Raw genomic sequence first — 23,172 nt, forward strand, 5'->3', positions numbered from 1 at the left:
GCACTTGCACTTGCACTTGCACTTGCACTTGCACTTGCACTTGCACTTGCACTTGCACTTGCAGCCACAGCCACAGCCACACCAGCACTCGCAGCCGCAGCCGCAGCCGCAGCCGCAGCCAGATTCCGACCTAGAGCCAAAGCCAAAGTCCGAGCCAGAGCCAGCGGTGGCGGTGGCGGTGGCGTGGCGTCAAAGTCGAGTCGGAGCGACTGTGATAATGGGAGCGGCGGTGGTAATGCAATGACGGGGGGACAGTATTGTGCAGAACGCGAGAGTTAAAACGTAGCGAGCGGTTGTATGAAGTGCTCTTCGGCGCGCGCAGCGCCGCCGGAAGAATGACTGCCTTGTCACACGCGCCGAATGTGCGAGAACACAGATTCCAGATGCACCACTACTGCGACTGTGCGGGGGACCCATTTATGAGCTGGCGGGGTGAGCCGCTTTCTTTGCTTATCTTTCTTTGCGGCGGCAAAGAAAGTAAGTGCCGCCCCGCACAGGGGCAACGCTAATAGACCAATAACAATTCAAGGAAAGGCCAAAACAATAAGCACACAACCGAACCCGACGCCGTAGGCAAACACCCAACCCCACCGCCGCAGGCAGCCAACCAACAAGCGCCGAGCAGGCAAAAAACCCACCCGCGCCACGCGCAAAAAAACACCGATCAATAAACCCCTGCCTCCCCCACCGGCCGATTCTTAAACCTCTTATGCACCCAATAATATTGATCAGGAATCCGTCTTACCTGCGTCTCAAGAAACTCAGTAATCCGCCGAGCATCAACAGAAACATCATCCGAAGGAAAATCACTCAGCGCATCAAAAATAGTCAGCTTATAACCCCGATAGTCCGGTAAGACCTCAGTCACAAACGGCACAACACGAGCATTCCCCGCGCGCGCCATCCGCGAAACCGAAGTCAGCGTGCAAGCCGGCACGCCAAAAAACGGTACAAACACCGAATCCCGCAACCCAAAGTCCATATCAGCAGCCAGCATCACCGGCTTACCCTCACGCAAAACACGCAAAGCCCGCCGCACGCTATCGCTGCGCGGAATCATCTCCGTGCCGAAGCGCCCGCGCTGCCGCTTCGCCATCCCGTCGAGCAAAAGGTTCGACATCGGCGTGTACAGCGACGCAACCGGGTGCCGCGTCGAATACATCATGCAGCCCGCCTCGATACCGACAAAATGGAAGCCGACAAAAATCGTCGGCTTGCCCTCCATGTCGGTGAGATCAATCGCGCTTTCCACCTCGACAAGACGCGCCAGCGCCTGCGCATTGCCGAACCATTGCGGCCCGCGCTCGACATAACTGCGGATCACATGACAGAAATGCGCGCGTGCAAGGCGTTCGCGCGCCTCATCGCTCATGTCGGGAAAACACAGCTTCAGATTGGTATGCACGACGCGCCGGCGGCCGCTCGGAATCCGGTACAGCAACGCCCCGATGCCGGTGCCGATGCGAGCGACGACGCCATATGGCAAAAAAGCAAACGCGCGTAGCAAACCTGTCATCAGACAGATGAGTATTCGACTTTTCACGAGTTCTGGAGACCCTGGTGGATGCTGGGTGTGTAACACCACGGCCGGAGCAACATCGCGTTGCTGATGGCCGAGGTGGCATTCGCGCGCGTCAAAGGGGTCTCGCGCGGCGCGGGGTGCGAAGGTGGACGTGTCGCTCGCGGCGAAACGCAGCGGTGCCGGAGACCGAAACCGCTTAGGAATCGAGCGTCCGTATGGGACCCAATATTGAGACAACGCAGGCGTGATTAAAACACACTGCGGAAGGTGGGCACAAAATCTGCTGAATCGGCGCCCAGATAACATCACGAAATCTGTGAAAGGGCGGCGATTTCCCTGTCCTTTCAACAACGTAAGTGTGCAGCCGAAGCCGCCCGCACACGCTCACTGCGCCCCCAGTCGAGCCCTTCTACGCAGCCTCCCGGAAGGAAGGACCGGGCGGCATCAAGGCTTGTTCGACTCGAACAGATCCATGATCTGTTTCTTTTCATTCGACGACACGCTCGGCGGCGGCACCGCCGGCGGCGTCATACCCGCCGGTCCGACACCGCCAACCGCGTCGCTCGCGCCGGCCGTCGGATTCGCCGAATCGAGACCGATACTGGCCACGAAACCATTACCCGGCGTCACGTCGGTATAGAACAATTCGCCGTCGACCGCGGTCACGCCGTCCGGCTGCGCCGGCTCGCCTTGCGGCACGCCGCGCAGCGCGCGCTGCATGTACTCGACCCAGATCGGCAGCGCGAGCTGCGCACCGAATTCGCGGCTGCCGAGGCTCTTCGGCTGGTCGTAACCCATCCACGCCACCGCCACCAGCGATTGCTGATAACCGGCGAACCAGCCGTCCTTCGCGTCGTTGGTCGTACCCGTCTTGCCCTGCAAGTCCGAACGATGCAGCACATTGGTGCCCGCGCCCGTACCCGCGGTGGCAACCGAATGCAGCAGGCTGTTCATGATGTAGGCGTTACGCGGTTCGAGCGTGCGCGGTGCATCGCGGCCGGCCGTCAGCGGTTGCGCTTTCGAGAGCGGCTGGCCGCGCGCGTCGGTGACTTCGTTGATCAAATACGGATTGATCCGGTAACCGCCATTCGCAAACACCGAGTAAGCACCCGCCGATTGCAGCGGCGTGACCAGTCCCGCGCCGAGCGCCAGCGGCAGATACGGCGGGGTCTTGTCGGCGTCGAAACCAAAGCGCTGCGTGACAAAATCCTGCGCATACTTGGTACCGATGAACGACAGAATGCGGATCGATACCAGGTTCTTCGACTTCTCCAGCGCGAGGCGCATGGGCATCGGACCATCCGGCTGGTCGTCGTCCTTCGGCTCCCATGCGTCGCCGCCTGGCGTGCTCGGCGGGAAGTACAGCGGTGCGTCGTTGATGATCGTGGCAGGTCCAATGCCCTTGTCGAGCGCCGCCGAATAGATGAACGGCTTGAAGCTCGAACCCGGCTGGCGCCACGCCTGCGTGACGTGGTTGAACTTGTTCTTGTTGAAATCGAAGCCGCCCACCAGCGCGCGAATCGCGCCGTCCTGCGGCGTCAGCGAAACCAGTGCGCCTTCCACCTGCGGAAGCTGCGTGATCTGCCAGTTGCCTTTGTCGTCCGCAACCAGGCGCACGATCGAGCCCGGCTTGATCTTCGTGGCCGCCGTCGCCCGCGCGCTCAGGCCGCCGGCCACGAAGCGCAGGCCGTCGCCGGTGATCGTCACTTCGGTGCCGTCGACCAGTTGCGCCTTCACCTGCTTCGGATTCGCGTCCGTCACCACGCCGGCGATGATCTCGCCATTGTCGGGGTGATCGGTGAGCGCGTCGTCGATGGTCTGATCGCGGTCGTCGCTCGGCGCGGGCAGTTGCACGAAGCCCTCCGGTCCGCGATAGCCGTGGCGCCGCTCGTAATCCATCACGCCCTTGCGCACCGCGCGATAAGCGGCGTCCTGGTCGGCGGAATCGATCGTGGTGGTAACGTTCAGGCCGCGCGTATAGGTTTCGTCCTTGTACTGCGCGTACATCATCTGGCGAACCATTTCAGCGATGTATTCAGCATGCACGCTGTACTCGTTGCCCGGGTTCTTGGTGTGGATCTCTTCCTTCACTGCCTGGTCGTACTGGTCCTGGCTGATGTATTTCAGCTCGAACATGCGCTTCAGAATGTATTCCTGACGGATCTTCGCGCGCTTCGGATTGACCACCGGGTTGTACGCGGACGGCGCCTTCGGCAAGCCGGCCAGCATCGCGGCTTCAGCCAGCGTGATGTCTTTCAGATCCTTGCCGAAATACACGCGCGCCGCGGCGGCAAAACCGTACGAGCGCTCGCCCAGATAAATCTGGTTCATGTAGACCTCGAGGATCTGGTCCTTGGTCAGCGCGCGCTCGATCTTGTACGCCAGCAACATTTCGTAAATCTTGCGCGTGTAGGTCTTCTCGCTCGAGAGGAAGAAGTTGCGCGCCACCTGCATGGTGATCGTGCTCGCGCCCTGCGAGGCGCCGCCGTGCGTGATATCCGAAACGCCCGCACGCAGAATGCCGACGAAGTCGACGCCGCCATGCTCGTAGAAGCGATAGTCTTCGATCGCGAGCACAGCCTTCTTCATCTGGTCCGGAATGTCCTGGAAGCGCACGATGCTGCGTCGCTCTTCGCCGAACTCGCCGATCAGCACGTGATCCGCGGTGTAGACACGCAGCGGCACTTTCGGGCGATAGTCGGTCAGCGCCTCGAGCGACGGCAGTTGCGGCCCCATCACCACGAGCGCGTAACCGACGATCAGCGCACCCACCACGGCGAGGGTCGCCAGCAAACTGGCAATCCAGATGACGATGGTCACGCCGATCGAACGGCGGCCCGCCTCCGCGTCGCGCGACGCAGCGTTACGTCCAGGAGTGCGGTGGTAGGCGTCCCGGTCTTCACCAGCCGGAGAATTTGAAGAATGCGGTCGTTTGATGATTGGCATGACTGGAATAGTGGGCGCGTAACTGAACGCCTTTCTGCATACGCTCCTGGCGCGTGCATGGATCGTGGTCGAGCATCGTAGCTTGAGGCGCTAAACACCGCGCGGCCCTATTTCCCCGGGCAGCCACACGGCACGCCCGAGACATCGTCCGGCGCAACGTAACAGCGCATTTTAAAGAAATCAAGCGACGTCCAAGACAGTTTTTTTGTAAGAATTCCCTTCGCGCCGCGCCGTGACGGTAGGCCGCGGCAGACTTGCAAGCGCCCGGCGACGCTTGCCAGGGTTATCAACAGAAAATGTTCATAGGCCTGTGGACAAGGCCGCCGGAAACGCTACAACTCCTTGATGTCACGGGATTTTCATGTTGCGCCCGTTCCGCATCGGTGCAACTCGTCATATGATGGACTCGGCGCGCGAGTCAGCACCCACGCGCGCGACGGCGTACGCCAGATAAACGCCTTGAACCGCCCATGCCAACAAGTATGCGAGCCGACCATGAACAAGCCCAGCGAACGCATCGTCGTATTCGTCACGACCGCGCAGAAACGCGCGATCGCCGCCACCGCCGAGAACCTGGGCATTAGCGTCAGCGAACTGATGCGGCGCGCGGTATTGAGCTTTGGCGCAACCAGTGAGCAGGTGAAAGCGGCCAGCATCGTCGACCGGTTACGTGCGCCACGCGCGCCGGACGCGCTCGACGCGGCGCTGCAGCGGGTCGCCCGCGGCACGCGGCACGCACGGGCGGCGCTTCCGCCGGCCTTGCAAACTCACAAGGACAACGCATCCGCGGCGCCGGAGGACGGTACATCGGCCAGGCACGCGGATGAATTGTTAGGCACACCCGCAGGTTCAAGCCCGGCACCCTTGCTGCCGGCCGGCGTGATGGCCGCCCTCACCGCTACCGCCGAGGAGCAGGAAGCCGCCGCGGCGGCCGAAGCCGTAGGCCGCGTCGCCGCGGCCAAGGCGGCGTCCATCGCGGACCCGGCGCAGGAATCGGGCGACCTGGAAGCGCAATTGCGCAACGTGCTCAAACGCCCACGCGTCGACGCGGCGCCGCGAGATGAAGACGATCCGCAAAGCGATCCAAGCACGGAGGGCGGCCGCTTCGCATGAACGGGAAGCGGTGGGGGCCAGCGCCGCCTTCGATTCACACCTTCGATTCAATGTCGCAAACGCAGCGGTTCGACAGGGATCGCGCACACAGAAGCAGCGGGACGGCTAAAGCGACCTCACGCCATGCTCACTCCCCCGCGACAACCCGCCGCACAGATGGGTTTGGCGATTGCGCCATCGCGCCCTTTAAGTCGGTTTTAAGAGAAGGCGTGGTGTAATATCCCCGAGCAGCTGAATGACTAGCCGCGCGTTTTAACCACTGGGATTGTTTGCAAGCCGGTTTCAAAAACGTAAATTTACAGCGCCGCTATTGCAATCGGCGCGTGCGCCCCGAACTCCGGTCCGAACGTTGCGCAGCTTCCCGCGCGGCGGCGTAAAGTAGCATTTGAAAGCAGTTAAAGCGCGTGGGAATTACTCAGCGCCGATTTCATTCCTTGGAGGTTTTCATGTCGCTTTTTGACAGCATTTCGCGCACGCTTAAAGGTCTCCTGAACGACGCAGCGGATTCCGTGCAAGACCCGTCGCGCGATTCGCGCCAGATCGTGCGCGAGCTCGACGAGAGCATTGCCAAAGCCGAGAACTCGCTGATCGAGATTCAGGCACAAGTCGCCACGCAGCAAAGCAAGCGCGATGTCGCCGCCGACAAGGCGAAGAAGTACGAAGACGGCGCGAAACGCGCGCTGCAATCGGGCGACGAAGCGCTCGCCCGCGAAGCCCTCGGCGCGCAAGCCACGGCCGAAGCCGAGCGCGATGCGCTGGCCAAGGAACTGGTTACGCTGGAGCCGTCGGTCGCGCAGCTGAAGAGCCAGATCGACGACATGCGTGGCCGTCGTAACGACCTGAACGCGCGCTCGAACATTCTGCAAGCCAAGCAGCAGATCGCTCAGGCTAAAGACGTTGCGGCTACTGCGCTGGGCGGCATCGGCGGCAAGAACCTGTCCGAAGATTTCCAGAAACTGGAAGACAAGGTGGCGTTGTCGAATGCCCGCTCCGATGCGCGTCTGAACTCGGCCGACGTGAAGAGCGGCAAGGCACTCGACGACAAGCTCGCGGATCTGAACCGTGGCCCGTCCGTCGAAGATCGTCTCGAAGCGTTGAAGAAGCAGATCAACACGCCGGCCCAGTAATTGCGTTGACGGTGAACCGGTTGCCATCATGATGTGCGCAACCGGAACGCCGGCCGCCGGAATGCCGGCCACCGGATCGCCGGCCGCCGGATCGCCGGCCGCCGGAATCGCTGAAGGAGACGGGCGCATCGCGCCCGGTCCGTAAATGAAAAAATTTCTCGCAAGCGCATTCGCCTCACTGCTGTTCGTGTCGGCTGCGGCGTTCGCCGTACCGACAGTCCAGCAGATCGAATCCGCCATGTCGCAAGGCAACTGGCAGCAGGCCGACGCCGGCTTGAGCGAGGTGCTGCAGGCGCATCCGAACAACGCACGCGCGCACTACCTGTACAGCCAGGTGCTCGATCGCGAAGGCCGTTATGCCGACGCCCTCGCCCAGGTGCAACAAGCCAAGACGCTCGACCCGCAGATCCGCTTCACCGACCCGAGCCGGTTCGCGCAAACCGAAGCCCGTATCCGTAAAGACGCGGAACGTGCCGGCGGTGCCGCCGGCAACACCACCAGCCGCGCGGCCAATCCATTCGTGCAGCAGAATTCGCCGGCGGTGCAGCAGCAGTCGGCCATGGTGCCGCAAGCGCCGCAGCGGCATGGTCCTGGCGTCGGCATGTGGGTCGGCATCATTCTGCTGATCGGCGTGATTGCGCTCGTGCTGCGCTGGACCTTGCGCCGCGCCCGCTCGCAAGACGATTCGCGTGCCGACGACGATCGTCGCGTGCAGCTCAAGCGCGCGACCGAGATGCTCAACGCCGTGCGCTCGTTGAAGCTCGACGTGAAGCTCTCCACCGCACCAGGTCATGAGGCGCTGGAGAAGGAAGTCGAAGCGACCGAGGAACAGTTGCGTGGCCTCCTCGAAACGCTGTCGAACAGCAAGAATCCGGTGCCCCCGTATCAACTCGACGAACTCGAGCAGCGTATCGGCAGCATGCGCGCCCGTGCCGATGGGCGGCCCGATCCGTATGCCGCGTCGGCCGCCGGCACGCAGCAGTCGCCGTATGCGCAGGAAGCCGAACGTTTCGGCAACCCGCCGCAAGCGCCGTATCCCCAGCAAGGACCGTATCAGCAGCAACCGCCGGTTATCGTGCAACAGGGCGGCGGTGGTTTCGGCGGCGGCATGGGCGGTCTGCTGACCGGCGTGCTGCTCGGCGAGGCGCTGAATTCCGGGCGTGATCGGGTTGTCGAGCGCGACGTGATTGTCGATGACGAAGCGCGTCGCCGAGGCGGTGACGGCGGCAATGGCGGCGGCCTCGACTTCGGCCAGGGCTCGAACGACTGGAACGACAACAGCGGCGGTGGCGTCGACATGGGCAGCAACGACGACTCCGGCGGCTGGAACGATACCTGACACGCAGCACTGCTTGAGACGCAGCCGATCAAACGCTAGTCGATCAAGCTGCAATGAAAACAGGCTCCTGTGCGGAGCCTGTTTTTTATGTCCATCCCTTTTATGCGTCACTGACGCGGCGCGCTCGCCGGTTCATGCTGCGCCAGCAGGATCGAACCCGCGAACAGCCGGACGATGAAACGCTCCGCATACGCGACCAGCGCCTCCCGGCGCGCGGCATCCGCGTCGATATACTCCGCCGACAGATGAAACAGTTGCAGCACGATCTGCGTGCAGACTTCGTCGACGGTTGCGCGAGCGAGCGTCGGCATCAACTCCAGTTGCACGACGTCGTCCGCCATTTCCGCTGACACCTCGTTGAGGTTCTCCCGCACCGCCTCGCGAAGCGCCGGCGAAGTGCCGTGATACTCGGCCAGCGCGCTCAGAAACGCCTCGCGGTTCTCCAATGCGAACGTAAAAAACGCCACGCACGCGCGACGTGGCACGCTCTGCGGCTCGTCGTGCGCGGCCAGCCAGCGCTCGCGCCGCAGCATCGGCCGCAAGCGCCGGCTCACCGATTCGACCGCCTCGCGCGCCAGGTCGTCGAGCGTGTGGAAATGGCGGTAGAACGTGTTCGGATTCAGTCCTGCCTCGCGCGCCAGTTCGCGCAGGCCGAGGCTGGCAAAGCTGCGGCCGCCCGCGGTCAGACGCAACGCGGCTTCGATCAGTTTGCGCTTGCCGGGCGCCGGGTCCTGCGCGGCAAGCGCACCAAGGTCCGCGGGGGGCGCCGCTTCGGGGACGTGTTTCATGAGCTTCAGTCGGAGTGCGGCCCGTGTGTTTGATAGTCGTACTCTAAACGATCTTGACGCGAAGTGTACAGTTGTCTACCCTGCGCGTTATGCCGATGTAGACATGTGTAGACACCCGACATATGTAGCCACCGAGATTCCGCCCACCTCTCTGGAGACCCGCTGTGACGTCAGCCACATCCGCCCCACCCGCCGCGCCGCGCATTGCCATTGTCGGAAGCGGTTTCGCGGGCATCGGCATGGCAATCCGCCTTCAGCAGATGGGCATCACGTCGTTCACGGTTTACGAGGCGGCTGGCGATATCGGTGGCACGTGGCGCGACAACACCTATCCCGGCGCGGCTTGCGATGTGCCGTCGCATCTGTATTCGTTTTCGTTCGAGCCGAATCCGGCATGGTCGCGTGCGTTCGGCGGCCAGGCGGAGATCCTCGCTTACCTCAAGCATTGCGCGCGCAAATACGGCGTAGATCGTTACGTGCGTTGCAATGCGCGCGTGGCCTCGGCCCGTTTCGACGAAGCACGGCAGACGTGGCAAGTCGAGATCGATTCGAACGGCGCACGCGAAAGCATCGAGGCCGATGTGGTGATCGCGGCGAGCGGTCCGCTGTCGCGGCCGGCCATGCCGCGGATCGCCGGGCTTGACCGGTTCGAAGGCAAGCTGTTCCACTCGGCGCGCTGGGATCATGACTATCCGCTCGAAGGCAAGCGCGTCGCGGTCATCGGCACCGGCGCCAGCGCGATCCAGTTCGTACCGCAGATCCAGCCGCGCGTTGCGCAACTCGAACTGTTCCAGCGCACCGCGCCGTGGATCATGCCGAAGCCGAACAAGCCGATCGGCCCGCGCGCGCATTGGCTGTTCCACCATCTGCCGTTCACGCAGCGCTTCGTGCGCAATGCGATCTACTGGCAACTCGAATCGCGCGCCATTGCATTCGTCGTCAATCCGAAGCTGATGAAGTTGCCGATGAAATTCGGCCTGAGCTACCTCGAACGGCGCGTGAAGGACCCCGCATTGCGCGCCAGGTTGACGCCGAACTACCGGCTCGGTTGCAAGCGCGTGCTGCTGTCGAGCGATTACTATCCGGCGCTCAGCCAGCCGAACGTCGACGTGGTGACGACCGGCATCCGCGAAATCGTCACCGACGGCATCGTCACCGAAGACGGCACGCATCACCCGGCCGACACGATCATTTGCGGCACGGGCTTCCAGGTCAACGACGTGGGTGCGCCGTTCGATGTCACCGGCATCGACGGTGCCGATCTTGGCGCGATGTGGTTGCGCGATGGACCGGAGGCCTATCTTGGCACCAGCGTCGCCAACTTCCCGAACTTCTTCATGATCGTCGGCCCGAATACCGGCCTGGGTCACAACTCGATGATCTACATGATCGAGTCGCAAGTGCAGTACATCGCCGATTGCCTGCGCGTTTTGCGCCGCCGCAAGGCACGCACGATGAACCTGCGGCACGACGTCCAGCGCGATTTTAATGAGCGTTTGCAAAAGGAGATGCAGCACTCCGTGTGGGTCAGTGGCTGCCAGAGCTGGTATCAGACGAAGAGCGGCAAGGTCACGGCGCTGTGGCCGGGCTTCACGTTCAGTTTTCGCAAACGCACGAGGCGTGTGCGGCCGCATGACTATCGATTCGCGCCTTAAGGCAGGATGCGGCGGCTGAGCGGCACGCGCGCGACGGAGCAGCCGATCGCGTGGCTCAGGCGGTGCGGAGACGGAAGAGGCAACGCGGAGGCGGAGGCGGAGGCGGAGGCGGAGGCGGAGGCGGAGGCCGAAGCAGATGCAGATGCAGATGCAGATGCAGATGCAGATGCTGGCACAGAGACGATCTAATTCGAACCAAAAGGGGGATAACAACCATGGCAAGCATCGAATCCGCGGCGCCCACCTCAACCGCTCCACTGCCGCCGCGCTCGCTCGCCGCACGCCTCGGCATCACTAGTGTGCCGCGCACCGAATTGCAGCGGCGCTACACGCAAAGCGGTTCGAAGTTCGTCAAGATCATGGGCGCCGACGTGCATTACGTCGATGAAGGCAGCGGCGATACGATCGTGATGATTCACGGTTTCGCGTCTTCGTTGCATACGTGGAATCGCGTCGCCGATGAACTCAAGCGCGAGCATCGCGTCATCCGCCTCGATCTGCCGCCGTTCGGCGTGACCGGGCCACTGCGCTCGAACTCCGGCGCAATCGAAACGATGAACCTGCCAACCTACCGGCGTTTCATCGACACGTTCATGCAGGCGCTCGGCATCTCGCGCGCGACGCTGATCGGCAACTCGCTCGGCGGCCTGATTTCGTGGGATTACGCCGCGCGCCATCGCGAGGCCGTCGACAAGCTGGTATTGATCGACTCAGCCGGTTTTCCGATGAAGCTACCGATTTACATCGGCCTCTTCAACAGCGCGCTGGTGCGAGTCAGTTCGCCGTGGTGGCTGCCCGAGGTCATCATCAAGAGCGCGGTGCGCAACGTATATGGCGATCCGCGCACGATCGATCCGGTGACGCTACGGCGCTACGTCGAATTCTTCCACGGCGAAGGCACGCGCACGGCGATCGGCAAGATGGTGCCGACGCTGGATTTCAAGGACGTCGACACCGACGTGCTGAAGACGCTGAATGTGCCGTCCCTGGTGCTGTGGGGAGCGAAGGATCGCTGGATTCCGACGGCGCATGCGGCCGAATTCGCGAGCCGCATTCCGGGAGCGAAATCGGTGATGTATCCGGGGCTAGGTCACATTCCCATGGAAGAAGCGCCCGAGCGCGTGATGGTTGATTTGCGCGAGTTTCTCGGCTCACATTCGGAGGCTGCTCCGATGTCGGAAAGCATGCGCAGTACACCGGTCTGACCTTTTGTAACGCAAAGCGCGAGGGTCGTGTCGCGGGTTCGCGGGTTCGCGGTGTCATGATGTCGCGGCGTGCCTGTGTGCCTGTGTGCCTGTGTGCCTGTGTGCCTGTGTGCCTGTGTGCCTGTGTGCCTGTGTAGCCGTGTCCCCGGCAACTCAGGCCCGGCGCGCCCCCTTCAACCGCCGCCCAGCAACCGCAACAACCCCCAGAGAAACTTGCAGAGCATCACGATCAGTTCCCACAGGTGATGGAGCTGTTGCCAGCCCGAAACGCGCGCGAAAGAGTCGATCATGGATTACCGATAAAAGAAAAAATGGCTGCGGACTTGCAAGCCTAGCGCCCCATGATACCGATTGACTGCGGGATACCCCGTATCAAGTCCTTTGCAAGCTTGCCGTAAACGCGTCGAGAAGACGCGACATCCGCACTGGATGAACGCGCTCATTGACTGCGCCAGGCGCACCATCAGGAGACCAGCATGACGCGTTTCAGCTTTCGCCGGGCCGGCCGTTCGCAAGCGGTCGTTGGCGATATTGCCGCGCAAGCCGGCAAACTGGGGATCGAAATCTGCGACGTATCGGGCCACGTCGAGGAAGTCGCAGCGCGCGTGCAGCGCCAGGCGCAGGTATGCCGTGCGCTGCGCGAATCCGCTGCACAGACGCTGGCCGGCAATCATCGCATTGCCATTGCCGCACGGCAAATGCGCAGCGTCTCGGCCGAAGCCGCGACCGGCGTGCAGGAATCGCAGCAGACGCTGGAGGCATCGTTGGCCGACATCCACGGGCTGGTGGAAGGCGTGACGGTCATCGAGAGCCAGATCGGTGCGCTGCGCAGCGCGTTGGCGCATGTGAGCCGTGTCTCGGAGGAGATTTCGCTGATCGCTCGCCAGACGCATCTACTGGCGCTCAATGCCGCGATCGAAGCCGCGCGCGCCGGCGACTCCGGCAAGAGTTTCGCGGTGGTCGCAGCCGAGGTGAAGAACCTGTCGGCCAAGACCGCGGAGGCGACCGGCCAGATCGAGACAACGCTGGCGCAACTCACTCAGCAGACCGAGCAATTGATCAACGAGGGCTCGGTGAACACGGCGCGCGCGCATCGGGTCCGCGAAGGCACCCGCAAGATCGGCGACGTCGTACACGCGACGGGCGACGCCATTACACAGCTCAATGAGGAAGCTGGGCAGATTGCCGCGCTGACCGGTGATATAGAAACGCAATGCAATGGGCTTGAGGCGCAGGTGCTGGAAATGGCGAGCGGCGTCGAGGATTCGAGCGAGAACTTTGTGCAGGCGAAGGACCGGCTGGGGAATTTGCTCGGCGTGTCCGAGACGTTGATCGAGCTCACCGCGGCGACGGGGGTTGAAACTGGGGACACGCGCTTTATCGAGGCGGTACAGCACGCTGCGGCGACGGTGAGCAAACTGTTTGAGGCCGCCGTGGCTCGCGGCGAGATATCGATTGATGATCTGTTCGATCGGAACTATGTACCCGTGAACGGGAGCAATCCTGCTCAATTCATGACGCGGTTTACTGCCTTCACCGACCGCGTGTTGCCTGCGATTCAGGAGCCTTTGCTTGGGCTTGATCCACGCGTGGCGTTTTGTGCTGCTGTTGATGTGCGCGGTTATTTGCCGACTCACAACCTCAAATTTTCTTTGCCGCAGCGCGATGATGCGGTGTGGAATATGGCAAATTGCCGGAATCGGCGAATGTTCGATGATCGTACGGGGATTGCGGCTGCTTCGCATGTTAAGAAATTTTTGCTGCAGACGTATCGGCGCGATATGGGCGGTGGGCAGTTTGTTTTGATGAAAGATGCGTCGGCGCCCGTGGTTGTTGCCGGGCGGCATTGGGGTGGGGTTCGGATTGGGTATAAGGTTTGATTTTTTTGCCTGCGGCGCTTGTTGGGCTGTGCTTTTATGGCGTTGGCCTTTCCTTGATTTTTTATTGGATTATTAGCGTTGCCCCTGTGCGGGGCGGCACCTACTTTTCTTTGCCTGCCGCAAAGAAAAGATAGGCAAAAGAAAGCGGCTCACACCGCCAGCTCATAAGCGGGTCCCCCGCACAGTCGCGGTAGTGGTGCATCTGGAATCTGTGTCCTCGCACATTCAGCCGTGGTGACAAAGCACTCATACTTCCCGCCTCGCACTGCGCGCTCGCCGGAAAGGTTCATCAAAATGCAGCGGGCTTTGTTTGGCGCGGGGTCATCGATTTCGCCTCCGGTGCGGGGGCCTTAGGCTTCGCCTCAGCGATGTGCCTTGGCGACGACGAGCCGACGCGCTGTGCCACCGCGCCGAATGAAGCGTGAGTACGAAAACGGAGTGGTCGGCTCTATGATGCCAGTCAGCGCGCGCCGGCGGAAGCACGCCTGCCTATAGAAGAGAAGCCAATAATTCACCCGAGTCCCGAACAAAATCGCCGTTCTTCCCGATGTCCCGCTCCGGCGAGCACGCAGTGCGACGCGGCAAGTAAGACTGCCTAGCGCCCCCGAGCCCACGAGTTTACTTAACGGCCCCTTCCGACGAGCGCAGTGCGACGCGAGAAGTAAGACTGCCTACTGTCGCCACCGCGCTCAAACGCAGCCACGAGTTTACTTGACGGCCCTTCCGGCGAGCGCGCAGTGCGAGGCGGGAAGTATGAGTGCTTTGTCACCACGGCTGAATGCGCGAGGACACAGATTCCAGATGCACCACTACCGTGACTGTGCGGGGGACCCGCTTATGCGCTGGCGGGGTGAGCGGCTTTCTTTGCTTATCTTTCTTTGCCGCGGCAAAGAAAGTAAGTGCCGCCCCGCACAGGGGCAACACTAATAGACCAATAACAAATCAAGGAAAGGCCAACACCGTAGGCACACAACCAAGCGCCGCGCAGGCAAAAAAAAAAACTACACCGCCATCACACCCCTCTTCCTCTCCGCCCGCTGCATAAAATAATTAGCAACCACAACCCCAACAGTAACAACAGCAATAAACAGCGTAGCAAGCGCATTCATCTCAGGATTCAACCCAAGCCGAACCCGCGAAAAAACAACCAGCGGCAGCGTCGTCGACCCAGGCCCGGACAGAAACGCCGACAACACCAGATCGTCGATAGACAAAGTGAACGACAACAACCACCCGGAAACCAGAGCCTGCGAAATCAACGGCAACGTGATAAAGAAAAACACCTTAAGCGGCGTAGCCCCAAGATCAAGCGCGGCCTCCTCAAGAGAAGGATTCAACTCCTTCACCCGCGACTGCACGATGATCGCCACATAAGAAATACACAACATCACATGCCCGATCCAGATCGTGAAAACGCCACGCCCGGCAGGCCATCCCAACCACTTGGCCATTTCGATGAACAACAGCAGCAGCGAGATCCCCTGAATCACCTCGGGAATCACCAACGGCGCATTGATCATCCCGGTATAAAGCGTAAACCCCCGAAACCGCCCCATCCGGGCCAAAACAAACCCCGCCCACGTGCCGATAATCACCGAAGCAAACGCCGTCAACAAAGCCACCCGCAGCGACAACCACGCAGCCGCGATCAACTCATCGTCCTGCAATAGCGCCGCATACCAGCGCGTGGAAAACCGCGTCCACACCGTGACCAGTTGCGATTCGTTAAACGAATACACAACCAGACTCACGATCGGAATGTAGAGAAACAGAAACCCGATCCCCAACGCGATGAACTGCAAAATCCGGTTTGGTTTCATTTGCGCCTTTCCTCCATCGCCTTCGCCTGCGCGTACTGGAAAAACGCCATCGGCACCAATAACAACAACACCATCGCGCACGTCACGGCAGACGCCATCGGCCAATCGGCATTGTCGAAGAACTCATTCCACATCACGCGGCCAATCATCAGCGTGTTCGCGCCACCCAGCAATTCCGGAATCACGTACTCACCCACAGCCGGAATGAACACCAGCAGGCAACCGGCAATAATGCCGTTCTTCGACAGCGGCAAGGTGATCTGCCAGAACGCTCGCCACGGCTTCGCGCCGAGGTCGTAGGCGGCTTCCAGCAACGTCATGTCCATCTTCACCAGGTGCGCGTACAGCGGCATCACGAGAAACGGCAGATACGAATACACCATGCCGATATAGACCGCGGTATTCGTGTGATACAACTCGATCGGCGTATGGATCAGCCCGATCGACATCAGAAAGTTGTTCAGCAAACCGTTGTTCTTCAGAATCCCGATCCACGCATACACGCGAATCAGAAACGACGTCCAGAACGGCAACATCACGGCCATCATCAGCAGATTGCGGCTCGCCGGATTCGATCGCGCAATGTAGTACGCCATCGGGTAACCAATCAGCAAACACAGCAACGTGGAGATCGCCGCGACCACCACGGAATTCACATAGGTCGCGAAGTACAGACTGTCAGTCAGCAGAAATGCGTAATGCGACAGGTCCAGCGCGACGTGAATCACGCCATCCGTGAATGTGGTGAGTTCCGTATACGGCGGAATGCCAAGCCGCAAATCCGCGAAGCTGATCTTCACGACCAGCAGGAACGGCACGAGGAAAAACAGCAGCAGCCAGATGAACGGGCCGGCTACCACCACGGTGCGGCCGGTCAGATTGAAACGGCGCACCGGCCACGATGCGAGGGAACTGATCGAGCGCTTCATGACGTCAGCACCACGCCGGCCGATGCGCTCCAGCGCACATAGACTTCGTCGCCCCAGGTGGGCGAATCGATCTCCGTCAAGGCGAGGCTCGTCACGTTGGCGATCACCGTCTTGCCGGCGCCGAGCTTTACGTGATACAGCGAATAGCCGCCCATGTACGCGATATTCGTGACGACGCCCTTGCCCCAGTTGTACGCGCCTTCGGGCGGCTTGCGGGTGAGCGCGATGCGCTCGGGCCGCACCGAAATCGTCACCGGCATGCCGAGCGGCCCGGTAATGCCGTGATTCACGTAGAGGCGAACCGGCAGGTCGGGCGTATCAATGAATACGTGATCGGGCTCGTCTTCGACGGTATGGCCTTCGAACAGATTGGTCGAGCCGATGAACTCGGCCGAAAAACGGCTGTTCGGATATTCGTACACTTCGTGCGGCGTGCCGAGCTGGATGATCTCGCCTTCGCTCATCACGGCAAGGCGGTCCGCCATGGTCATGGCCTCTTCCTGGTCGTGCGTCACCATCATGCAGGTCACGCCGACCTTGTCGAGAATGTTGACCAGTTCGATCTGCGTGCGCTGACGGATCTGCTTGTCGAGCGCGGACATCGGTTCGTCGAGCAACAACAGCTTCGGCCGCTTGACGAGCGAACGCGCGAGCGCCACACGCTGCTGCTGGCCGCCAGAAAGCTGATGCGGCTTGCGCTTCGCAAAGCGCCCCATCTGCACGAGATCGAGCGCGGTCTGCACGCGGTCTTTCAGTTCAGACTTCGGCACGCCTTCCTGCTTCAGGCCGAAGGCGACGTTGGCCTCGACCGTCATGTGCGGAAACAGGGCGTACGACTGGAACATCATGTTGACCGGCCGACGATAAGGCGGCAATTGCGCGAGGTCCTCGCCGTCGATCAGAATCTTGCCCGACGTGATCGATTCGAGCCCGGCCAGCATGCGCAACAAGGTCGATTTGCCGCAGCCGGAACTGCCGAGCAGCGCGAACAACTCGCCCTTTTTCACCGACAGGTTGACCCCTTTGACCGCCACGGTCTCGCCGAACTTCTTCACGACGTCGACGATCTGGACGAAATTCTCTGCTGCATCGCCCGCTTCGGCGTTCAGGCGCGGGATCGGCGCGGCGGTCCCTGCCAGCGCGCCCGACTGGTCACTACTCATCACAATGCATTACTCCGGCGTTTGACGAACAAAGCCCCCGGTGGACACCGAGGGCTTCATGATGATGCTTACCCGTTCACTCTGGCCGCGCTTCAGCGGCCGGACTTGAATTCAGTCCACAGGCGCGTTTGCAGCCGCTGGATTTCCGGCGGCAGCGGCTTCAACAGGAACAGCGTCTTGATGACGTCGGGCGGGGGGTACACCGCCGGGTCGCTCGCCACGTCCTTGTCCACATACTTGCGCGCTTCGAGATTGGCGCTCGGATAGTAGACGGCGTTGGTGATCGCGGCGTGAACCTGCGGCGTTTCGATGTAGTTGATCCACTCGAGCGCGGCTTCCTTGTTTTTCGCGTCTTTCGGAATCGCCATCACGTCGAACCACACCGGCGCACCGCCCTTCGGAATGTAGTACTCCACCTTGAACGGCTTCTTCGCTTCGAGCGCGCGATGCTTGGCGATCACGACGTCGCCCGACCAGCCGTAGGCGAAGCATACGTCGCCGCCGACCAGGTCATTGATGTAGCCCGACGAGTTGAACTGCGTGATGTACGGCCGGATCTTCTTCATCATCTCGAGCGCGGCGCGATAGTCGGCCGGGTTCGTGCTCGCCGGATCCTTGCCGATGTAATGCAGCGCGGCGGCGAACATCTGGTCCGGCGCGTCGAGCACGGACACGCCGCAGGCCTTCAGCTTCGAAATGTTTTCCGGCTTGAAGAGAACGTCCCAGCTATCGAGCGGCACGTTCTTGCCAAGGATCTGCTGCGCCTTGGTGACGTTGTAGCCGAGCCCGGTCGTGCCGTATGCCCAGGGCACCGTGTACTTGTTGCCCGGATCGGCGCCGGCCACGAGGGCCATCAACGAGGGATCGAGGTACTTCAGATTCGGCAGCTTCGATTTGTCGAGCGGCGCGAAGATGCCGGCGGCGATCTGCTTGCCGGCGTAATTGCTGGTCGGCACGACGATGTCGTAGCCGGAATTGCCGGTGAGGAGCTTGGCTTGCAGCGTGTCGTCGCTGTCGTAGTTGTCGTATTTGACCTGGACGCCCGTCTGTTTGGTGAAGTTCGGAATGGTGTCCTTGGCGATGTAATCGGACCAGTTATACACGTTCAACTGCGTATCTTTCGCAGCGGCCGTCAACCACGGCGTCGCACACAAGACCAGCGCCGCCACCTGCCCCACTACCCGTCTTTTCATTCCGTTCTCCGATCCTGACCGGCTCGAGCCAGCCATTCCTCACTCACGCCGCGGCATCCCGCACGCGGCTCCCCTGAAAAAAACGAAAACTACCATTAATTATTGCGCGCACCAAAAAAAATGCCGAGATGTCGCGCAAACGGTACAGCGTAAGCCGCGCCGCTACAAAATGGGCGCAATTTTAGCGGGTTATCGGCGCGTGTCTACCCAAAAAAAACACCCGTGGCGGCTCTGTGTTAGCTGGCTGTCAAGTTGCGGCGGCGGCGCCGCACCTGATTCGCATCGGGGTGGCAGCCAGCGGCGCGTTCCGCCAATCCTATGCCTTACGATTAAGCTCAGGCTCACCTCGACGCGAGTCAAGCCACCGGTCGCGCTACGGTGCACAATAGCCCCGAGAGACTTGTAAACAGGACCGTGAGAATCACGCTAGCGTACCCTCGCCTTACTGCGTCGTGTGCCGGTTCGCCGCGGGCATGTCACTTGCGAGCGGGTGCAGTCTCAAACCTCCCAGGCACCGATGAACACGAATCCGTCCGCGTTACGACCGAACCGCCGTCGGCGTCTGCCGGGAGACGGCCCTGCCCGTCCGGCGCACTGGTTTTCGTTCGTCGGCGCGGGTGCGCTGATCGCGGTCGGCTATATCGATCCGGGCAACTGGGCGACCGCGCTCGGCGCCGGCGCGGGGTACGGCTACCGGCTGTTGAGCATGGTGCTGCTGGCAAGCCTGATGGCGATGCTGCTGCAGTGGCTGTCGTCGCGGCTGGGTGTGGTCACCGGGCGCGATCTCGCGCAGATCTGCCGCGAACGCTCGAGCCGCCGCGTCACGCTCTTCCTTTGGTTGACGAGCGAGGTTGCGATCATCGCCTGCGACGTGGCCGAAGTGGTCGGCAGCGCCGTTGCGTTGCAATTGCTACTCGGCGTTTCGCTGACGGTGGGTGTGCTGATGTCGGCGGTCTGCACCTTCGCGCTGCTGGCCCTCCAGCAGAAAGGCGGCCGCAAGCTCGAAGCCGTGATCGCGTCGCTGATCGGTTTTGTCGGGCTGTGCTTCGTGATCGAGCTGGCGCTGGCGCGGCCCGACTGGCACGCCGCGCTCGCCGGCAGCGCGCCGAGCCTCGATCTGCTGCGCAATGCGGGCATGGTGTGGCTTGCGGCCGGCATCGTCGGCGCGACGGTGATGCCGCACAACCTGTATCTGCACTCCGCGCTCGTCAAGCATCACGCGCCGGAAGGCAGCGACGTGCAGATCAAAGCGGCGCTGCAGGTCGTGAATCTGGATACGTTCGGCTCCCTGTCATTTGCTTTCGTGATCAACGCGGCGCTGCTGATTGTCGCGGCGGCGGTGTTCTACGCGAGCGGCCATCGCGACGTCACCGATCTCGCTGACGCCCATCGGCTCCTTGCGCCGCTCGTCGGGACGCATTGGGCGGCCATCCTGTTCGCGGCGGCGCTGCTCGCCTGTGGCCTGAGCGCGACCGTCACAGGCACCCTGGCAGGTCAGGCGGTGATGGAAGGCTTTCTGCGCCTGCGCCTGCCGCGCTGGAAGCGTGCCCTGCTCACCCGTGCGCTTGCAATCGGCCCGGCGCTTCTGGCGGTCGCGCTATTCGGCCAGCACGGTTCCAATCAGCTGCTGGTGGCAAGCCAGGTGGTGCTGAGTCTTCAATTGCCGCTCGCGGTCGTGCCGTTGATCCGCTATACGTCGGACGCCGGCCTGATGCGCGGCTGGCACGTGCGCGGCGTGCCGCTCGTGCTGGCCTGGCTGTCGGCGGCGTTCATCATCATGCTGAATATCGCGCTGCTATGGCAGTTGGCATTCGGCGGATGAAGTGGTGTGCCGGCCACTCCCTGCATTGTGTTTGCGAATGAAGCCGGTTTGTAAGTATTCTCTTAGAATTTCCTGATGTCCTGCGATGCCGCCGTCTTGCCGCGGTGTCGCCTCGCCGTCTTGCCGCCTCGCTCACACCCCCTGCTCTCTGGACGACAGCCCATGCGCTTTTACGCTTCGCTTGCCCGCCTCGCCCTCGATACGTCACTTCAAAGTCAGCGCGCCGTCCGGCGCAATTCACGCACTGCCCTGCTGTCCATCCTTGTCACCATCGTCACCATCGGCGCCTTCTCCGGCGAGGCCCGCGCGACCGTCGCGATGCTGCAGCCGGCGCGCGTCGCCGCCGCCAACGAGCCATTGCAGATCACGCTGCTCTATTCCGCCGACGACGCCCGCGCCCTCACCGTCACCGTCCCGCCGACGATCCGCGTCACCTTGACCGGTGCCGAAGCGTCGCCGCAGCCGCTCGACTTGCAGCGCGAATCCGGCGTGCCCGACACGCTACATCTGCGGCCCGGTCAATTCCGCAAAGTGCGTTTCTCGGCGCCCTGGCCGCAGTCGGCACGCGGCGAAGTGCGCATCGATCCAGTGGGCTTCGACGCGTCGCCGGCGCTCGTCGCGATCAATCGCGGCCCGCAGCAGGACGCCATCGCCCAGGCAGAACGCACGGAAAGCCAGGCGAGCACGCCTGCCGAGGCCGCCGAAACGGCCGCCGCCGTGGGCGGCCCGACAGGCGACGCGATGTCGCCGCCCGGCGACTCGCTCTCCACCACCGGGCGCGGTGTGCTCGCGCACGTTTCCTACTACGAGCCGATGTACATCGCCTTCGGCCACAATGGCGACACGAACGCCCGGCTGCAGCTGAGCTTCAAATACCGCATCCTGATGCCCGACGATCTGCGCTCCAAGGCATTCCTCGACAACCTGTACTTCGCCTATACGCAGACCTCGATCTGGGATCTGTCCGCCGACTCGCGGCCGTTCCGCGACACGACCTACTCCCCGCAGTTGTTCTACTACGTGCCGGACACCGGTTGGCATAGCCCGTTTTTCACGCGCATGGGTTTTGCGGCGGGTATCTCGCATGAATCGAACGGCAAGGCGGGCACCGACTCGCGCAGCATCAACATGCCCTTCATCCGGCCGACATGGGAATTCGGCGATCTGACCGGCAACCATCTGACCGTCTCGCCAAAAATCTATTACTACGTTGGGACGAGCAACAACCCCGATATCGCCGACTATCGCGGCTACGTCGACCTGCTGGTCAAATACGGCAGCCCGGACGGCTGGCAACTCGCAACCACACTGCGCAAAGGCACCAAGCACTGGTACGGCAGCGTCGATTCGCAATTCACCTATCCGCTCGCCAAACTGCTCGGCAGCAAGTGGGGCGGGTATATCTGGGTCGGATACTTCAACGGTTACGGCGAGGATCTGCTTGATTACAACAATCGGCAGCACTGGATAGCGCGGGTCGGGTACAGCATCGCGCGCTGAGGAAGGTTGCGGGCTGGGCGTTGATGGTTTTGAAGCTGCCGGGTTCAGGCCAAAGCACCGCCGGATGCTGCCAATCGTGCGAGGTTCCTGGCCATCGTGTTTGCCGCGTCGGGGCGTGGCCACGGCATCGGTTAACATAGCGGAACTCCGCTTCCCCGCCCCAAGGTTTCCGATGGCTTCGAATCTCCACGATCTTCCCGACAGCCCGTGTATCGGCGTCTGTTCCACGCTGTTCGACGAAGTCTGCAAAGGCTGCGGCCGCACCGCCACCGAGGTATCCAACTGGGTGTTCCTGAGCGACGAGGAAAAGCGCGCCGTGTGGGTACGCATCGAGCAGGACGGCACGGCCATGCGATTCAGGAACGACAAGCTATAGCCCCATCGCGCTGCGGGACGCGCCTGGACGCGACCGCCGGCGAGCGCGTCTCCCGATTGGAATGGCCATAAAAAAACGCCGGAAATTCCGGCGTTTTTGCGTCATGCGCAACGTTGCTCGCGCGCGTCAATCAGAACCGCATACCGACACCCAAACCGACCACCACCGGATCGATATTCAGACGGCCCAGTGGCTGGCCGCCAAGCGAGGCGTCGGTGTGCATCCAGATTTTCTTGATGTCCGCGTTGACGAACAGCGACCTGGTCACCTGCACGTCCACACCTGCCTGCAAGGCGGGGCCAAAGCTGTGGTTGGTGATCGAGATCGGCTGACCGCCTGCGTTCAGACCATTGTTATAGAACAACGTGTAGTTCAAACCCGCACCGACATACGGACGGATACGCCCCGCGTGGTTGAAGTGATATTGCAGCAACAGCGTGGGCGGCAACACGTTCACGCCGCCGAGATTGCCGAGGCTCGAACTCAGTTGATGGCGCGACGTGCCGAGAATCAGCTCGACGCCGAGGGAGTCGCGGATCATGTAGGTCAGATCCAGCTCCGGCACGATGGCGTTGTTGACGCCCACGTTGAGCGCCGACAGCGACTGATTGGTTCGCACGTCCGGCATGATGCTGATTGCGCGCAAGCGCACCAGTATGTCGCCGGCGTGGATGCCGTTCATCTGGTCGTTGCCGGCAGCCTGAGCGTGCGCCGCCAGCGGCACGCCTGCGCTTAGCAGGCACGACGCGACCGCAGCGGCCTTGATTCTGTTCCTGAGCGAGTGCTTCATATGC

At 61.9% G+C, this 23,172-nt stretch carries 17 protein-coding genes; 9 read left to right on the plus strand and 8 right to left on the minus strand.

Annotation, left to right across the window (positions count from 1 at the left end):
• Positions 1-664: 664 nt before the first annotated feature.
• A complete protein-coding gene (locus PQR53_RS06190; protein ID WP_459251625.1) occupies positions 665-1,543 on the minus strand; it encodes a lipid A biosynthesis lauroyl acyltransferase in 879 nt (292 codons plus the stop codon).
• Positions 1,544-1,966: 423 nt separating this feature from the next.
• Positions 1,967-4,468: a penicillin-binding protein 1A gene (locus tag PQR53_RS06195; RefSeq protein ID WP_408451700.1), complete on the minus strand. Its 2,502-nt coding sequence runs from the start codon at positions 4,466-4,468 to the stop codon at positions 1,967-1,969.
• 495 nt (positions 4,469-4,963) lie between these two features.
• On the opposite strand from PQR53_RS06195, the gene PQR53_RS06200 reads away from it, so the two are divergent.
• The 3 genes from PQR53_RS06200 (at position 4,964) to PQR53_RS06210 (ending at position 8,047) form a co-directional block, all read left to right on the plus strand.
• Positions 4,964-5,581 (plus strand): hypothetical protein, encoded by a 618-nt coding sequence (locus PQR53_RS06200; protein ID WP_408451701.1) that lies wholly within the window; start codon positions 4,964-4,966, stop codon positions 5,579-5,581.
• Between the two features lie 446 nt (positions 5,582-6,027).
• Entirely contained in the window at positions 6,028-6,708 is a 681-nt protein-coding gene (locus PQR53_RS06205; RefSeq protein WP_408451702.1) for a PspA/IM30 family protein, read from the plus strand.
• A gap of 145 nt (positions 6,709-6,853) precedes the next feature.
• The gene (locus PQR53_RS06210; protein WP_408451703.1) at positions 6,854-8,047 is read left to right on the plus strand and encodes a tetratricopeptide repeat protein; all 1,194 of its coding nucleotides are present in this window, start codon (positions 6,854-6,856) and stop codon (positions 8,045-8,047) included.
• A gap of 107 nt (positions 8,048-8,154) precedes the next feature.
• On the opposite strand, the gene PQR53_RS06215 is transcribed toward PQR53_RS06210, so the two are convergent.
• Positions 8,155-8,835: a TetR family transcriptional regulator gene (locus tag PQR53_RS06215; protein ID WP_408451704.1), complete on the minus strand. Its 681-nt coding sequence runs from the start codon at positions 8,833-8,835 to the stop codon at positions 8,155-8,157.
• 164 nt (positions 8,836-8,999) lie between these two features.
• Here PQR53_RS06215 and PQR53_RS06220 point away from each other — a divergent pair, with 164 nt between their 5' ends.
• From PQR53_RS06220 to PQR53_RS06230, 3 genes are all read left to right on the plus strand, one after another.
• Positions 9,000-10,490 (plus strand): flavin-containing monooxygenase, encoded by a 1,491-nt coding sequence (locus PQR53_RS06220; RefSeq protein ID WP_408451705.1) that lies wholly within the window; start codon positions 9,000-9,002, stop codon positions 10,488-10,490.
• Positions 10,491-10,705: 215 nt separating this feature from the next.
• Complete coding sequence (locus PQR53_RS06225; RefSeq protein ID WP_408451706.1) at positions 10,706-11,695, plus strand: alpha/beta fold hydrolase; 990 nt, start codon at positions 10,706-10,708, stop codon at positions 11,693-11,695.
• Between the two features lie 476 nt (positions 11,696-12,171).
• Positions 12,172-13,575, plus strand: a complete 1,404-nt coding sequence (locus PQR53_RS06230) for a methyl-accepting chemotaxis protein (protein ID WP_408451707.1) — start codon at positions 12,172-12,174, stop codon at positions 13,573-13,575.
• A gap of 1,001 nt (positions 13,576-14,576) precedes the next feature.
• Here PQR53_RS06230 and PQR53_RS06235 read toward each other — a convergent pair.
• The 4 genes from PQR53_RS06235 to PQR53_RS06250 all read right to left on the minus strand — a co-directional run bounded on the left by PQR53_RS06235 (position 14,577) and on the right by PQR53_RS06250 (position 18,680).
• Positions 14,577-15,395: an ABC transporter permease subunit gene (locus PQR53_RS06235; protein ID WP_408451708.1), complete on the minus strand. Its 819-nt coding sequence runs from the start codon at positions 15,393-15,395 to the stop codon at positions 14,577-14,579.
• Positions 15,392-16,324, minus strand: coding sequence for an ABC transporter permease subunit (locus PQR53_RS06240; RefSeq protein WP_408451709.1), 933 nt, complete (start codon positions 16,322-16,324; stop codon positions 15,392-15,394). Before PQR53_RS06240 ends, PQR53_RS06235 begins: the two co-directional genes overlap by 4 nt.
• The gene (locus tag PQR53_RS06245; RefSeq protein WP_408451710.1) at positions 16,321-17,487 is read right to left on the minus strand and encodes an ABC transporter ATP-binding protein; all 1,167 of its coding nucleotides are present in this window, start codon (positions 17,485-17,487) and stop codon (positions 16,321-16,323) included. Before PQR53_RS06245 ends, PQR53_RS06240 begins: the two co-directional genes overlap by 4 nt.
• A gap of 92 nt (positions 17,488-17,579) precedes the next feature.
• A complete protein-coding gene (locus PQR53_RS06250) occupies positions 17,580-18,680 on the minus strand; it encodes a polyamine ABC transporter substrate-binding protein (RefSeq protein WP_408451711.1) in 1,101 nt (366 codons plus the stop codon).
• A gap of 517 nt (positions 18,681-19,197) precedes the next feature.
• On the opposite strand from PQR53_RS06250, the gene PQR53_RS06255 reads away from it, so the two are divergent.
• From PQR53_RS06255 to PQR53_RS06265, 3 genes are all read left to right on the plus strand, one after another.
• Entirely contained in the window at positions 19,198-20,502 is a 1,305-nt protein-coding gene (locus tag PQR53_RS06255; protein ID WP_408451712.1) for an Nramp family divalent metal transporter, read from the plus strand.
• A gap of 162 nt (positions 20,503-20,664) precedes the next feature.
• Positions 20,665-22,002 (plus strand): phospholipase A, encoded by a 1,338-nt coding sequence (locus PQR53_RS06260; RefSeq protein ID WP_408451713.1) that lies wholly within the window; start codon positions 20,665-20,667, stop codon positions 22,000-22,002.
• Between the two features lie 172 nt (positions 22,003-22,174).
• Positions 22,175-22,378 carry a DUF1289 domain-containing protein gene (locus PQR53_RS06265; protein WP_408223405.1) on the plus strand — a complete coding sequence of 68 codons (204 nt, stop codon included), beginning with the start codon at positions 22,175-22,177 and terminating at the stop codon, positions 22,376-22,378.
• Positions 22,379-22,508: 130 nt separating this feature from the next.
• Here the strand turns inward: PQR53_RS06265 and PQR53_RS06270 are convergent, their stop codons facing one another.
• Positions 22,509-23,168 carry an OmpW/AlkL family protein gene (locus PQR53_RS06270; RefSeq protein WP_408451714.1) on the minus strand — a complete coding sequence of 220 codons (660 nt, stop codon included), beginning with the start codon at positions 23,166-23,168 and terminating at the stop codon, positions 22,509-22,511.
• Between the last annotated feature and the right edge of the window lie 4 nt (positions 23,169-23,172).

It is taken from the genome of Paraburkholderia fungorum (assembly GCF_046027605.1).
GTDB classification, from domain to species: Bacteria; Pseudomonadota; Gammaproteobacteria; order Burkholderiales; family Burkholderiaceae; genus Paraburkholderia; species Paraburkholderia fungorum_F.

Coding starts and splice junctions, on each gene's coding strand:
- PQR53_RS06195 (WP_408451700.1), bottom strand. CDS start 4,468: ATGCCAATCATCAAACGACCGCATTCTTCAAATTCTCCGGCTGGTGAA.
- PQR53_RS06200 (WP_408451701.1), top strand. CDS start 4,964: ATGAACAAGCCCAGCGAACGCATCGTCGTATTCGTCACGACCGCGCAG.
- PQR53_RS06205 (WP_408451702.1), top strand. CDS start 6,028: ATGTCGCTTTTTGACAGCATTTCGCGCACGCTTAAAGGTCTCCTGAAC.
- PQR53_RS06210 (WP_408451703.1), top strand. CDS start 6,854: ATGAAAAAATTTCTCGCAAGCGCATTCGCCTCACTGCTGTTCGTGTCG.
- PQR53_RS06215 (WP_408451704.1), bottom strand. CDS start 8,835: ATGAAACACGTCCCCGAAGCGGCGCCCCCCGCGGACCTTGGTGCGCTT.
- PQR53_RS06225 (WP_408451706.1), top strand. CDS start 10,706: ATGGCAAGCATCGAATCCGCGGCGCCCACCTCAACCGCTCCACTGCCG.
- PQR53_RS06230 (WP_408451707.1), top strand. CDS start 12,172: ATGACGCGTTTCAGCTTTCGCCGGGCCGGCCGTTCGCAAGCGGTCGTT.
- PQR53_RS06235 (WP_408451708.1), bottom strand. CDS start 15,395: ATGAAACCAAACCGGATTTTGCAGTTCATCGCGTTGGGGATCGGGTTT.
- PQR53_RS06240 (WP_408451709.1), bottom strand. CDS start 16,324: ATGAAGCGCTCGATCAGTTCCCTCGCATCGTGGCCGGTGCGCCGTTTC.
- PQR53_RS06245 (WP_408451710.1), bottom strand. CDS start 17,487: ATGAGTAGTGACCAGTCGGGCGCGCTGGCAGGGACCGCCGCGCCGATC.
- PQR53_RS06250 (WP_408451711.1), bottom strand. CDS start 18,680: ATGAAAAGACGGGTAGTGGGGCAGGTGGCGGCGCTGGTCTTGTGTGCG.
- PQR53_RS06255 (WP_408451712.1), top strand. CDS start 19,198: ATGAACACGAATCCGTCCGCGTTACGACCGAACCGCCGTCGGCGTCTG.
- PQR53_RS06260 (WP_408451713.1), top strand. CDS start 20,665: ATGCGCTTTTACGCTTCGCTTGCCCGCCTCGCCCTCGATACGTCACTT.
- PQR53_RS06265 (WP_408223405.1), top strand. CDS start 22,175: ATGGCTTCGAATCTCCACGATCTTCCCGACAGCCCGTGTATCGGCGTC.
- PQR53_RS06270 (WP_408451714.1), bottom strand. CDS start 23,168: ATGAAGCACTCGCTCAGGAACAGAATCAAGGCCGCTGCGGTCGCGTCG.